This window comes from Oxalicibacterium solurbis (assembly GCF_014635845.1).
Classification (GTDB): domain Bacteria; phylum Pseudomonadota; class Gammaproteobacteria; order Burkholderiales; family Burkholderiaceae_D; genus Oxalicibacterium; species Oxalicibacterium solurbis.
In genome coordinates this window covers 664,116-677,475 of the sequence record NZ_BMDP01000002.1, presented here as the reverse complement: position 1 = coordinate 677,475, position 13,360 = coordinate 664,116, and the positions used below count along the sequence as shown (strand labels likewise).

13 protein-coding genes are annotated in these 13,360 nt (G+C 59.0%); all 13 read right to left on the bottom strand.

Annotated features, from left to right (window positions below; genetic code table 11):
* Positions 1 to 819 carry a MinD/ParA family ATP-binding protein gene (locus IEV40_RS08840; protein WP_188420670.1) on the bottom strand — a complete coding sequence of 273 codons (819 nt, stop codon included), beginning with the start codon at positions 817 to 819 and terminating at the stop codon, positions 1 to 3.
* Positions 812 to 2,137: a flagellar biosynthesis GTPase FlhF gene (flhF, locus tag IEV40_RS08835; protein WP_188420669.1), complete on the bottom strand. Its 1,326-nt coding sequence runs from the start codon at positions 2,135 to 2,137 to the stop codon at positions 812 to 814. Before flhF ends, IEV40_RS08840 begins: the two co-directional genes overlap by 8 nt.
* Entirely contained in the window at positions 2,134 to 4,221 is a 2,088-nt protein-coding gene (gene flhA / locus IEV40_RS08830) for a flagellar biosynthesis protein FlhA (protein ID WP_188420668.1), read from the bottom strand. The genes flhF and flhA overlap by 4 nt, the downstream gene beginning before the upstream one ends.
* Complete coding sequence (flhB, locus tag IEV40_RS08825; RefSeq protein WP_188420667.1) at positions 4,218 to 5,390, bottom strand: flagellar biosynthesis protein FlhB; 1,173 nt, start codon at positions 5,388 to 5,390, stop codon at positions 4,218 to 4,220. Before flhB ends, flhA begins: the two co-directional genes overlap by 4 nt.
* 157 nt (positions 5,391 to 5,547) lie before the next feature.
* Positions 5,548 to 6,762, bottom strand: coding sequence for an EAL and HDOD domain-containing protein (locus tag IEV40_RS08820; RefSeq protein WP_188420665.1), 1,215 nt, complete (start codon positions 6,760 to 6,762; stop codon positions 5,548 to 5,550).
* A gap of 5 nt (positions 6,763 to 6,767) precedes the next feature.
* Complete coding sequence (locus tag IEV40_RS08815; RefSeq protein ID WP_188420663.1) at positions 6,768 to 6,986, bottom strand: hypothetical protein; 219 nt, start codon at positions 6,984 to 6,986, stop codon at positions 6,768 to 6,770.
* A gap of 49 nt (positions 6,987 to 7,035) precedes the next feature.
* Complete coding sequence (gene cheY, locus IEV40_RS08810; RefSeq protein WP_188420661.1) at positions 7,036 to 7,428, bottom strand: chemotaxis response regulator CheY; 393 nt, start codon at positions 7,426 to 7,428, stop codon at positions 7,036 to 7,038.
* A gap of 123 nt (positions 7,429 to 7,551) precedes the next feature.
* Complete coding sequence (locus IEV40_RS08805; protein ID WP_188420659.1) at positions 7,552 to 8,628, bottom strand: protein-glutamate methylesterase/protein-glutamine glutaminase; 1,077 nt, start codon at positions 8,626 to 8,628, stop codon at positions 7,552 to 7,554.
* 36 nt (positions 8,629 to 8,664) lie between these two features.
* Positions 8,665 to 9,270, bottom strand: coding sequence for a chemoreceptor glutamine deamidase CheD (cheD, locus tag IEV40_RS08800; RefSeq protein WP_188420657.1), 606 nt, complete (start codon positions 9,268 to 9,270; stop codon positions 8,665 to 8,667).
* Positions 9,271 to 9,280: 10 nt separating this feature from the next.
* Complete coding sequence (locus tag IEV40_RS08795) at positions 9,281 to 10,159, bottom strand: CheR family methyltransferase (RefSeq protein ID WP_188420655.1); 879 nt, start codon at positions 10,157 to 10,159, stop codon at positions 9,281 to 9,283.
* A 63-nt stretch (positions 10,160 to 10,222) separates the two neighbouring features.
* Positions 10,223 to 10,711: a chemotaxis protein CheW gene (locus IEV40_RS08790; RefSeq protein WP_188420653.1), complete on the bottom strand. Its 489-nt coding sequence runs from the start codon at positions 10,709 to 10,711 to the stop codon at positions 10,223 to 10,225.
* A gap of 14 nt (positions 10,712 to 10,725) precedes the next feature.
* A complete protein-coding gene (gene cheA, locus IEV40_RS08785; RefSeq protein ID WP_188420651.1) occupies positions 10,726 to 12,912 on the bottom strand; it encodes a chemotaxis protein CheA in 2,187 nt (728 codons plus the stop codon).
* A gap of 53 nt (positions 12,913 to 12,965) precedes the next feature.
* Positions 12,966 to 13,331, bottom strand: coding sequence for a response regulator (locus tag IEV40_RS08780; protein ID WP_188420649.1), 366 nt, complete (start codon positions 13,329 to 13,331; stop codon positions 12,966 to 12,968).
* Positions 13,332 to 13,360: the final 29 nt, after the last annotated feature.

Below are 13,360 nucleotides of genomic sequence, written 5' to 3'. Positions count from 1 at the left end.
TCATGCTCCGAAGCCCATCTCCTGCGCAGGCAACGCAAAACGTTCCGCAAGACGCCGGAATGCGACCGAAGCGCCTGCCATCGGAAAAGCATCGATGACGGAACGCCCCAAGCGCGCCGCGCGCGTGACCCGCTCGTCGGTCGGCACCGAACCGAGATCGTACAGTTGCACGGCCAGATAACGGCTGGCGACCTGCGCCATATTGCGATAGACGAGATTCGCTTCCTGTTCGTCCGCACCGGTGACCAGAATGCCGAACGGGCGACGGCCCAGTTGTGCATTCAGGCACTTGATCTGCGCGTAGGCTTGCTTGATCGATGCAGCATCCGGTGAGACCTGAATGACGATATCGCCGGCGGCCATTGCTTCCAGCGGAAGGCCTGCAGCGTCATCATCCAGTTCCGCATCGACGATCAGCACATCCGATTGCGATGCGAGCACGCCGAAGGCATTTGCCAGACGGCGACGCTGGTCGGCATCGTGCATCGCCGCGTACAACGAACCCGCAGTCAGCGCAGCGATGCTGAATCCCTGCGGCATCGCCTGCACGGCCTGATCGAAAGCGCGCTGCTGGCGCGCGACATCCAGTAACGTAGCCTGCAATTCGGCACCCATGCGGCGTGCGATGCCGTTGGCCGATGCGCAAGCATCGAGCAGCACGACGGCGCTGCCACCCGCAGCGAGCGAGGCACCGAGATTGACCAGCATCGCGCTTTTTTCAGCGATCGACGTGGCGGAGAGAAACGTGAAAATGCGCGGTTTCGGTCCGGCGAGCATGCGCCGCAAACCTTCGGCCTGATCACATTCGAAACTAGCCAAGAATCACCTCACGCAAACCTTTGTCTTTCATTGCCCGTGCCGTATTCGCCATCACCAGCGGAATCTCCGTTTCGTTGAACTGGAACGGCGCCGTTTCGCGCTTCAGCTTGAATGCACGGTCGACCAGATACTGCTGGTTGGCGACGTGCAGGTCTTCCGGCACACGTTGTCCGTTCGCGACGTAGTATAAGTTCAATTTCTGGCGAATGACGACATCGAGCGCATTGCCAATGGTTGCAGCTTCATCCAGTTTGGTCAATATACAGCCGGCAAGGCCATCGCCCATGTAGGCGCGCGCGACTTCGTTCAGCGTTTCGCCGTTGGAGGTCGCATTCAGGCACAACAGCCGCTTGACCTGGCTGCCGGCGGAAGACAGCATCGCGATCTGCTCGGCCACCATCTTGTCGCGCTGGCTGACGCCGACTGTATCGATCAGCACCGTATGCTTGCCCTTCAGTTCGTCGAGCGCGATGCGCAGATCGGATTCATCGCGCACCGAATGCACCATCACGCCGAGGATCTTGCCGTAGATGCGCAGTTGCTCGTAACCGCCGATACGATAGCCGTCGGTCGTGATCAATGCGAGCTTGCCAGGGCCGTGGCGCATCACGCAGCGCGCGGCCAGCTTCGCCGTCGTCGTCGTCTTGCCGACGCCGGTCGGGCCGACCAGTGCATAGACGCCGCCTTTTTCGAGAATTTCATTTTCATTGCCGATGGTCGCCAGATTGCGCGCCAGTACCGACTTGATCCAGTCCATGCCACCTTGATGCGTGGCACCTGCCGGCATGCGCTCGATCATGTAGCGTGCCAGGCTGGCGCTGAATCCTGTTGCCAGCATTTCACGCAACACACTGGCCTTGGCCGGCTCGCGTTTCTGCTGCTCGCTGCTCCAGGCAAGTTCCGCCAGTTGCGTTTCGAGCATGCCGCGCATCGAACGAATCTCGCTCATCAACGTATCGATTTCATGGCGGCTGGCTTCCGGCACGGCGACTTCCTGCTGCATCGGCTTGACTGCCGGCGTCACCATCGGCATTGCGCCGATCTTTGCCGCTGCGCCGGAGAACGTCAGCGGATTCGGTTGTGCATTTTCCAGGCGCTTGTGCTTCGGTGCCAGCACCGACAGCGTCTGTGCGGAGATCGCCGGTTTCTCGACGACGGGCTCCGCCAGCGAAGCCATGTCCTCGCCTGCCAGTGCCAGAATCTCGACGCCGGCATCCACCGTGCGATTGGACAGAATCACGGCGTCCGGGCCCAGCGTTTCGCGAACCATGCGCCATGCTTCGCGCGATGTGGATGCAGTGAATTTTCTGACGTTCATACCTGTCCTCCGACTAAGCTAGTTACTCTGATCGTTTTCGAATCCGGCACCTCGGCATGCGAGAGCACCTTCAATTGCGGCAGCGTGCGGCGCAGGAAGCGCGACAGCAGCGTTCTCAGTTGCGCCGGTACCAGCAGCACCGGCGTCAATCCCATTTTTTCCTGCTGCTGCGTGGCAGCCTCGGCCTGCGCAGCGATCGTGTCGGCCAGGCCAGGCTCGATGCCGCCACCCTCCGGACCGCTCGACTGCAGCGCCTGCATCAGCAGACGTTCAAGACGGTTGTCCAATGTCATTACCGACAGTTCGTTGGTGGACGGGAACAGCTGCTGCACGATGGCGCGGCCCAGCGCGATACGTACTTGTGCGGTCAGCTCGTTGACGTCTTGCGTATAGGTCGCGTATTCGGTCATCGTCTCGATGATCGTGTGCATGTCGCGAATATGCACGCCTTCGGCCAACAGGTTCTGCAGCACCTTCTGCAAGGTGGAGAGCGGTACCAGCTTCGGCGTCAGGTCTTCCACCAGCTTCGGCGATTCCTTAGTCAGGTGATCCAGCAATTGCTGCACTTCGTGGCGGCCCAGCAGTTCGGCAGCGTGGGTCGTGATCAGGTGGTTCAAGTGCGTGGCGACCACAGTGCCTGCATCGACCACGGTATAACCCATGCCCTGCGCCTGCTCGCGCAGGTTGGCATCGATCCACGTCGCCGGCAAACCGAATGCCGGATCGCTGGTGACCGGCCCCGGCAACGCGCCGCTGACCATGCCCGGATTGATCGCCAGGAACTGGCCTGCATTCGCTTCGCCGCTGCCGACTTCCACGCCCTTCAGCGTGATGCGATAGGCGGACGGTTTCAGTTCGAGGTTGTCACGGATATGCACGGACGGCGACAGGAAGCCGACTTCCTGCGCGAATTTCTTGCGGATGCCCTTGATGCGGCGCAGCAGTTCGCCGTTCTGCGCCTTGTCCACCAACGGAATCAGGCGATAACCGACTTCCAGGCCGAGCGTATCGACCTGCACGATGTCCTTCCAGCTCGCCTCTTCCATTTCCGGCGGCGCGGTCGGTGGTGCAGCTACTTCTGCTTCCATTTCCGGTGCTTTTTTCTGACGCTGTTCCAGCATGTAGCCGGCACCGCCGATGACCGCGGCCAGGAACAGGAAGGCGATGTGCGGCATACCCGGAATCGCACCCATGCCGCCGATGATGGCAGCCGTGATGTAGAGCACCTGCGGCTTGGCGAACAACTGGCCAAACAACTGGCCGCCGATGTCCTGCTCGCTCGCCACGCGCGAGACGATGATGCCGGCTGCGGTCGAGATGATCAGCGACGGAATCTGCGCGACCAGCCCATCGCCGATCGCCAGCAGCGTGTAGTTTCCCAGCGCGTCGCCGAAAGTCATGTCGTGCTGGATCATGCCGACGATCAGGCCGCCGACGATATTGACCAGCGTGACGATGATGCCGGCGATAGCATCGCCGCGCACGTACTTGCTGGCACCATCCATCGCGCCGTAGAACTCGGCTTCCTGCGATACCTGCGTGCGTCGCAGACGTGCTTCCTGTTCGCCGATCAGGCCGGCATTCAGGTCGGCATCGATCGCCATCTGTTTACCCGGCATCGCGTCCAACGCAAAACGTGCGCCGACCTCAGCGATACGGCCGGCACCCTTGGTGACGACGGTGAAGTTGATGATGGTCAGGATGATGAAGACGACGATACCGACCGTGTAGTTGCCGCCGATCAGAAAGTGGCCGAATGCTTCGATCACCTTGCCGGCCGCATCCGGGCCGGTGTGGCCGTGCGTCAGCACCACGCGCGTAGAAGCCACGTTCAACGACAGGCGCAGCATCGTGCTGACCAGCAGCACGGTCGGAAACACCATGAAGTCCAACGGCTTGACGGTATACAACGCCGTCAGCAGCACGATGATGGACAACGCGATGTTGAAGCTGAAGAACATGTCGAGCACGATGGCCGGCAGCGGCAGCACCATCATCGACAGCATCATGATGATGAGGATCGGTGCGGCGATCGCTTTCGAATTCGGGCCCGACAGCCAGGCCGGCAATCTCAGACTATTCATTGTGGCAAGCCATTGCTATCCGCGTCATCGGCGGAAGGATTGAGAGGATCGAGCTGCGGCGGCACGTCCAGATCGGTCGGTGCATCAGGTCGCATGCCGCCATGCTTGCTGTAGGCCCGCAGCTGGAACACGTAGGCCAGCACTTCGGCCACCGCGATGTACAGCGATTCGGGGATCTCGTCGCCAAGCTCGGCATGGCGATACAGCGCGCGCGCCAGCGGCGGCGCTTCCAGCAGGACGACGTTGTTTTCGGCGGCGATTTCGCGAATCTTCGCCGCGACTTCGTCCGCGCCCTTGGCGACCACACGCGGCGCGCGCATGCCGGTTTCCGAATACTTGAGTGCGACGGCGAAGTGGGTCGGGTTGGTGACGACGACGTCGGCGGTGGGCACCTCGGCCATCATGCGGCGGCGCGCCATTTCGCGCTGCTGCTGGCGAATCTTCGCCTTGATTTCCGGATTGCCGTCGGATTCCTTCATTTCCTGCTTCAGTTCCTGGCGCGACATCATCAGCTTCTTCGCGTGCTGCCACATCTGGTACGGCGCATCGATGGCGGCGATCAGGATCAATCCGCTGACGATGAACATGAAGCTGGCCAGCAGCAGCTGGCCGACGTGTTCGGCGCCGCTCTGCAGCGGCTCTACGCTCAAAGCCATCACGGCATCGATCTCGTAGCGCACCACCATCCATGCGATCCAGCCGACCAGGATGGTCTTGCCGATCGCCTTCAGCAATTCGACCAATGCGCGGACGGAGAACATGTTGCCGATACCCTTGATCGGGTTCATGCGGCCGAAATTCGGCTGCAGCGCCTTGGCGCTGAATAGCCAGCCGCCGATCAGCAACGGCGACATCAACGCAACGACGATCAGCACCAGCGCAACCGGTGCAAAGGCAATGAGCAGATCGACAAGATGGACCGCAGAGCGCTCGAACAGCAGGTTCATGTCGTAAGCCATGTCGCGGTCGAACGACAGCCCCGCGGCCAGCAGTGCATTCAATTCCTTGATCAGGTGGCCGCCGGTGAACCAGAAAGCGGCACCGGCGCCCAGCAGCAGCGTGCAGGTCGCCAGCTCGCGCGAACGCGGAACGTCACCCTCTTCGCGCGCCTGCTCCAGCTTGCGCGGCGACGCGGGTTCCGTCTTTTCGAGATCACTTTCTTCAGCCAAGGCCGACTCCTGAACCGATCCGGCCGGCGTCGGGATGACGCCATACGGACCAATGGAGTGGATTATTGGTCAGAAAGCTGTTGCACCATCGAAAGAATAAGGTGGAAAACTCCCCGCTTTTAAGCGTCTGCGCAAGGAGTAATCAGGAGGAGGCGTATCAGAGTTTGATGCCCTGCGCCCAAGCCAGGGCAGCCAGATGGGCTTCGTTGACGCGGCGTGCGCTGATGAATAATGCATCCGCCATTGTGGAAATATCGCCGTTGCCGGCTTCACAAGCTTCAGCCAGTGCCAGGAACGGACCGTAGATTCCCTCGCGCGTCAGCAGCGCCTGCGAAACGGCGTCGGACAGATGTACCTTTGCCAGCACTTCCGCCATCGGCAGGCCGAGCAAGCGGTCCAGCAGCGAGAACATGCCGACCACGAACAGGTTTTCCGCCTCATTCTTCGGCAGGATGCCGTGCGCAGCCAGTTCGGCAAAACGCCCGCGCACGATGGCAGTCTGCATCAATACCGCCCCATGACCATTGGTGCTCGCCGTCGCCAGCAGCAACGACAGCCAGCGATACAGCGGCGAATAACCGAGCATCGTGACGGCGTGGCGCAGCGACTGGATTTCCGCACCGAGGCCGAAACCGGCGTTGTTGATATAGCGGAACAGTTTGTACGACAACGCCGCATCCCGCTTCATGACGTCTTCCAGCTGGCGCACATCCGCATTCTGCCGCACCATCTCCATCAACTGGACGATGATGAGCTGTGCCGAATTCAATTCCTTGCGTTCCTGACCAGGCCGCGGCTGCATGTACAGATTGCCGAGGAAAGCTTGCATGCCAGTGGCCAGGCAGGCATCGAACTCTTCCCAGCCTGCCAGGTTGCGGGCCACGATCTTTACGCCTGCAGCCTTGAAATCGGTGCGCGCCAGCGTACGGGCATGCAATTCCTCGCTGCCGAACGGCCCTTCGACGTAATTGACGACGGACAGCAATGGACTGCCGAGCGGAAGTTCATCGGCATTGCACAGCGAAATGCCGTAACCGCGCTGCCGCAATTCCTGCACGCGATTCAGCGTGTCGCTATCCGACAGATCGGCTGCGCTCAGGCGGAACACCGTGCCTTTGGCCGGCAGGGTCTCGACCACATCCGAAGCGATCACCGCAGGCGTGGTTTCGAAGAACAGCACGCCATCGCCATACAGGCTGGCAGCTTCGTCGCTCTGCAGCTGAGATACGACGAACACCAGCAGTTCCTGCAACTCGTCATCACCGGCCATGCCGCCGCTTGCCCCGCCGTCATGCCAGGACAGCTCGTAGCCTTGAATCTGTTTCGCCGCATCGAGCAGCGGTTCACGCACGATGAATCTTGTTTCTGACATGGGAATCAATGCTGAAGAGTCGGGAAATGAATCGGAAAATGAATCGAAAAACGGAAATCGGAGAAGGCGATATCCCGCTCATTTCGGCGAAGCATGAGTTTACCGACAACGAGCAAGGGAAATTTCAGGTGGGGAGAACGGATGATGGAAGCAGGCAGCGCCGGCTGCACGCAAGGCACGCAGCCGGCATCGCGACGATTTGCTGATGCGCAGATCGGCAGCATGCACACTCCCCCTTGATGCCGCGTCATGAACAGACACGGCGAAGGCCGCTCAGGCCCCGCCCATTTTTTCGAAGATTTTCGCCAGTTTTTCGTCCAGCGTGGCGGCAGTGAACGGCTTGACCACGTAGCCGTTTGCGCCTGCCTGTGCGGCCGCAATGATGTTTTCCTTCTTGGCCTCGGCCGTCACCATCAGCACAGGAAGTTTGGACAGTGCAGGATCGGCACGAATCTGCTGCAACATCGTCAGGCCGTCCATGTTCGGCATGTTCCAGTCGGAAACCACGAAGTCGAACTGTTCGGCACGCAGCTTGGCCAGCGCCATCGCGCCGTCCTCTGCTTCGTCGACATTCGTGTAGCCCAATTCCTTCAGCAGGTTGCGAACAATGCGGCGCATTGTTGAAAAATCATCAACTACGAGAAATTTGGTGTTTGGACCTGCCATGAATTGCTCCGTTCATTCCTTAATCAGTTCCGATCCCGAACAGGGTCTGCAATATTTCACACCGCTATTATGCACCGAGGAAGCAGTCTAATTCTCAAAATAATGATTCCGTACGGCAATTTTTTACACGCGCAACGCCCGGCTGCTGTTTGCCGCCAGATAACCGAGCACCATGCCCGGCAGTGCCTGTAGAGCGCCGACCTCATGCGTGGCACCAACTGCGATGGCTTCGCGTGGCATACCGAATACGACACACGTTGCTTCGTCCTGCGCGAAATTGTAGGCACCGGCATTTTTCATCTCCAGCATGCCGAGCGCACCGTCCTTGCCCATGCCGGTCAGAATCACGCCAACTGCATTCTTGCCGGCATGCACGGCAGCAGAACGGAACAGCACGTCGACGGACGGACGATGCCGATTCACCGGCTCGCCATGATCCAGTTGTGTCATGTAGTTGGCGCCGCTGCGAATCAGTTGCAGATGTGAATGTCCTGGCGCCAGATAAGCGTGGCCCGGCAATACGCGTTCGTTGCCCTCCGCTTCCTTGACACTGATCTTGCACAGGTTGTCGAGCCGTTGCGCGAAGGATTTGGTAAAGCCCGGCGGCATATGCTGCGTGATCAAAATGCCCGGGCAATCGGATGGCATCTGCACCAGGAAATCCTTGATCGCTTCGGTGCCGCCAGTCGACGCACCGATGATGATCAGCTTTTCACTACTGGTCAGTGGATTGCGAATCGCAGGCAGCACACCATCGCCGCCCGGCTTCTGCTGATCATGCGTCACTGTGCGTGACTTGATCCGTGCCTTCGACGCCGCACGGATCTTGTCCGAGATCATCTCCGTGTATTCGAGCATGCCGCTCTGAATCGACATCTTCGGCTTGGTGACGAAATCGACAGCACCCAGTTCCAGCGCACGCAATGTGATTTCCGAACCGCGCTCGGTCAGCGAGGAAACCATGACGACCGGCATCGGGCGCAGCCGCATCAGCTTTTCGAGGAAATCCAGCCCGTCCATGCGCGGCATCTCCACGTCCAGCGTCAGCACGTCCGGATTGGTCTGCTTGATCAGCTCGCGCGCAATGATCGGATCCGGCGCAACGCCGACTACTTCCATGTCCGGCTGGCTGTTGATGATTTCCTTCATCACGCCCCGGATCAGCGCAGAATCGTCGACGACGACGACCTTGATTTTCATGCTGTCACTCCAGCAGAACGTTGATTGTTCATTGTTTCAGGAAAAAAGTTCGACATCGCCGCCGACATTCTGCGACTGCAGGCGGTTTGCATAATCCTGTTCGCGATTGACCAGCGTGTTGTTGTTCAGTTGGCGCAGCTTCTTGACCAGCACCTTGCCGCTGCGCGGAAAGTAATACACCTTGCGCGGGTGGATGTCATTGAGATCTTCGGCGGCGATGCGGATATTTTCGGTCTTCAGGAAATTACGGACGAATTGCGCATTGCGTTCGCCGACATTCATCGCGACAAACCCGCGCAGCACGGCACCTCCGCCGAAAACCTTGGCCTCGAGATTTTCCCGTCTGGCACCCGCTTTCAGCAAATCATTGATCAGGATTTCCATCGCATAGGTGCCGTAGCGGGCCGAGGCAGAAATCGGGCTGTCCGCATCGCCGTCAGGCAGCATGAAATGGTTCATGCCGCCCACGCCGCTGACGCGATCGCGTATGCAGGCCGACACACAGGATCCCAGCACCGTCACAATCAGCATGTCCTTGCCGGTGTAGTAGTACTCGCCAGGCAGGATCTTCGCGGCATCGCAATCGAAGGTACGGTCGTAGTAGACGTTGGTCGCGAAATGTTCTTTGATCGATTCGTTCATGCGTTCAACCTCACGCGCGACGCGGGACACCGCCCGCTTTCCTGTTGCGATCCAGTTCATACACGGTCTTGCCGCGCAGCTTGAAGGCGTCGGAAACGTACAGGAAGTTTTCCGAATGCCCGGCGAACAGCAGGCCGTCTTCCTTCATCATCGGCGCAAAACGGTCGAGTATCTTGCCCTGCGTCGGCTTGTCGAAATAAATCATCACGTTGCGACAGAAAATCACGTCGAACGGTCCCGACACGCCCCATTGATCGGCCAGCAGATTGACTTGCTTGAACGTGATCATCTGCCGCAGTTCCGGACGTACACGTACCAGTCCTTCACGCGTGCCCTTGCCGCGCAGGAAGAAACGCTTAGCGCGCTCCGGCTCCATCTTCTCGATGCGATCGATCGAATAGATGCCGCTGGCGCCAGTGTTCAACACGTTCGTATCGATGTCGGTCGCGATGATACGAACCGGCGGGGTCAGTGTGTTGTAGGCTTCGCAGGCAGTCATCGCGATCGAATACGGTTCTTCCCCGGTCGATGCGGCGGAGCACCAGATCTCGATGGGCTCACGCCCTTTCTTCTTGATGTGTTCGGCGAGAATGGGGAAATGATGCGCTTCACGGAAGAACGACGTCAGGTTCGTCGTCAGCGCATTGGTAAATGCCTCCCATTCGTCGGCATCGCCGCCCTGCTCCAGTCTGTCCAGATAAGAGGTAAACGAATCGATGCCGGTCGCGCGCAATCTACGCGCCAGGCGGCTGTAGACCATTTCCTGCTTGCTTTCGGCAAGCGCGATACCGGCACGCTTGTGGATCAGCGCCCGCACACGCTCGAAATCGCGTGCGGTGAAATCGAATTCCTTGACGCCTTCCGCGCGCCCTTGCATGCCTGCTTTCATCGTCCGATATCCTTCATGCTTGCATCGTTTCAGCAGACACCCACACCACCGCCCATCCTTCTATCAGGCGGCGATCTTCTCGATCAGCCCCATTTCCGAGCTGGACATCAGCTTGTCGATATCCACCAGGATCAGCATGCGCTGGTCCAGCGTGCCCAGGCCGATCAGATAATCGGTGTTCAGCGCCGTACCCATTTCCGGTGCCGGCTTGATCTGCTCCGGCGACAGCGTGATCACGTCGGAGACGCTGTCCACCACCATGCCGACCACACGGCCGCCAATGTTCAGGATGATCACGACGGTGAACTGGTCGTAAGTCGGCTCACCCAGATTGAACTTGATGCGCATGTCAACGATCGGCACGATGATGCCGCGCAGGTTGACCACGCCCTTGACGAAATCCGGTGCATTCGCAATGCGCGTAACGGTTTCATAACCGCGGATTTCCTGCACTTTCAGGATATCGATGCCGTACTCTTCCTTGCCAAGCGTGAAGGCGAGAAACTCGTTGCCCGTCTCGGCACCGGTTGTGTTGTCATGGTTTTGAATCATGTTGATTCTCCTCTTCAGGAATAAATGGATTCGTCGCTCAACTGGCGACTTGAACGCAACAATGCTGCCACATCGATGATCAGCGAAACGCCGCCGTCACCCAGGATTGTGGCGCCCGATATACCTGCCACTTTACGATAATTCGACTCGAGATTCTTCACGACAACCTGCTGCTGGCCAACCAATTCGTCGATAAACAACGCTGCCTTGCGTCCGTCGGATTCCAGAATGACAATAATGCCTTCCGATGGATCGGAAAAACGCGGCACGACGTCGAATATCTTGTACAACGGGATCAATGGCAGATAGTCGCCGCGTACCTTGATGACCCGGCCCTGTCCGGTGATCTCCTTGATATCGTCCGGTGCCGGCTGCAACGATTCGACGACATAGCCGAGCGGCAGGATATAGATTTCATCACCGACGCGGATCGACATGCCGTCCAGAATCGCCAGCGTCAATGGCAGCGAAATCGAGATGGTCGTGCCGAATCCCTTCATCGAACGAATGTCGATCGCACCACCCATCGACGTGATATTGCGCTTGACGACATCCATGCCGACGCCCCGCCCGGAAACGTCGGTCACCGTCTCCGCCGTGGAAAAGCCTGGCGAGAAAATCAATTGCCAGACATCTTCGTCCGGCATGTCGTCCGACACCGGCATTTCCTGCTGCCGCGCCTTGGCGAGAATCCTGTCGCGGTTCAGGCCGCCACCATCGTCGCTGACCTCGATGATGATGTTGCCGCCCTGATGTGCTGCGGAAAGCGACAACTGACCAGCCTGTCCCTTGCCTGCGGCAACACGCGCTTCCGGCATTTCGATACCGTGATCGATGCTGTTGCGCACCAGATGCGTCAACGGATCGACGATGCGTTCGATAAGCCCCTTGTCCAGTTCGGTCGCAGCGCCATGCGTGACGAAATCCACCTTCTTGCCGAGCTTGGCCGCCAGATCGCGCACCATGCGCGGAAAACGGGAAAACACGTAATCCATCGGCATCATACGGATCGACATCACCGCTTCCTGCAGATCGCGCGTATTGCGCGTCAGCTGCGAGATGCTTTCCAGCAGACGTTCGTTTGCGATCGGGTCGAGCGTTCCGCTGCGTTGTTCGATCATGGCCTGCGTGATCACCAATTCGCCAACCAGATTGATCAATTGATCGACCTTTTCGATGCCGACACGAATCGACGACGATTCAGCACTGACGGCAGAGCGTTCTTCGCGCTTGGGGTTCGTCGCCTTCGCATTGCCTGCCGATGCAGCGGCATTCTTTGCCGCAGGCGCTTCACGCTGCGCCTCGTATTGCGCTTCGGCTTCCTCTTCGTCATCGGCCTTCTTCGCATCCTGCTCCGGCAGGGCGCGCGGCACGAATGGCGGGAAGAAGCCATAACCCTGTGCTTCTTCTCTTGCCTTGTGTTCCGATTCCGCAATCGTCGAATGCAATGGTTCGAAGAAACCGTAGCCCTGCTCCGCCTCGATTCGGCGGCGATCGTCGATCGAACGATCCAATCCTTCGTATGGTGCCGGCACTGCTTCTTCGGCAATGACAAGATCCTTCGGATCCAGAATGAAGGAACAGATCGCGACGATGCTGTCCGGTCCTTCCTGTGTCGTCAGCGTAAAGGCCGTGCGCTGATCGTCCAGCGTGGTCCTGCTGATATCGCCCAGCAATCCCAGTTCGGCGGCCAATGCTTCTACATCGCGTGGCGTAACTTGCGGCAGCTCAATCCGGAAACGACGATCTGCCTGCCCCATCGCCGTCATTGCATTAGGATGCGTCACATTCGGCGCGGTTACCGGTATGCCGTCCTTTTGCGACAGCGATTCCAGCATCATCCGTACATTGGCAACCGCATCGAGATCAACATCGGTATGCAGGCGATGTCCATCCAACTGCATCTTCAGAATATCCTTGGCCGACAGGAACGCATCCACATGCTCGGACGTCAGCGCCATTTCTCCCTGGCGGATCTTGTCCAGCAAGGTTTCGAGCACATGCGTGACTTCCGTCAGGTCGGTGATGCCGAAAGTGGCAGCGCCGCCCTTGATCGAATGCGCGGCACGAAAGATCGCATTCAGATCCTCCGGGTCCGGCGCTGCCGCATCGACGGCAAGCAACAGCTTTTCCATCTCCGCCAGCAGTTCTTCGGTTTCGTCGAAGAACACCTGGTAGAACTGGCTCATGTCGATGCTCATCGCTCTGCTCCGTTATCCGTGTTCGTGCCTGGCATGCCTGTCGTCATCGACAATCAACCGATCACCTTGCGCACGACTTCTGTCAGCCGCTGCGGATCGAATGGCTTGACCAGCCAGCCGTTGGCGCCGGCGGCACGTCCCTTGGCCTTCATCTCGTCGCTGGATTCCGTCGTCAATACCAGAATCGGCACACCCTGATAAGTAGGCATCGCCCTGAGCGAACGAATCAGCGTGAAGCCATCCATGCGCGGCATGTTCTGATCGGTCAGCACCAGATCGAATACCTGTCCCTTTGCCTTGTCGAGTCCATCCTGGCCATCGACGGCTTCCGTTACCTGGTAGCCGGCAGCCCGCAGGCTGAACACAACCATCTGTCGCAATGATCCCGAATCGTCGACTGCCAATATCGTCTTTGCCATCTCTACTCCCGCTTCCTGCTAATTCTGTC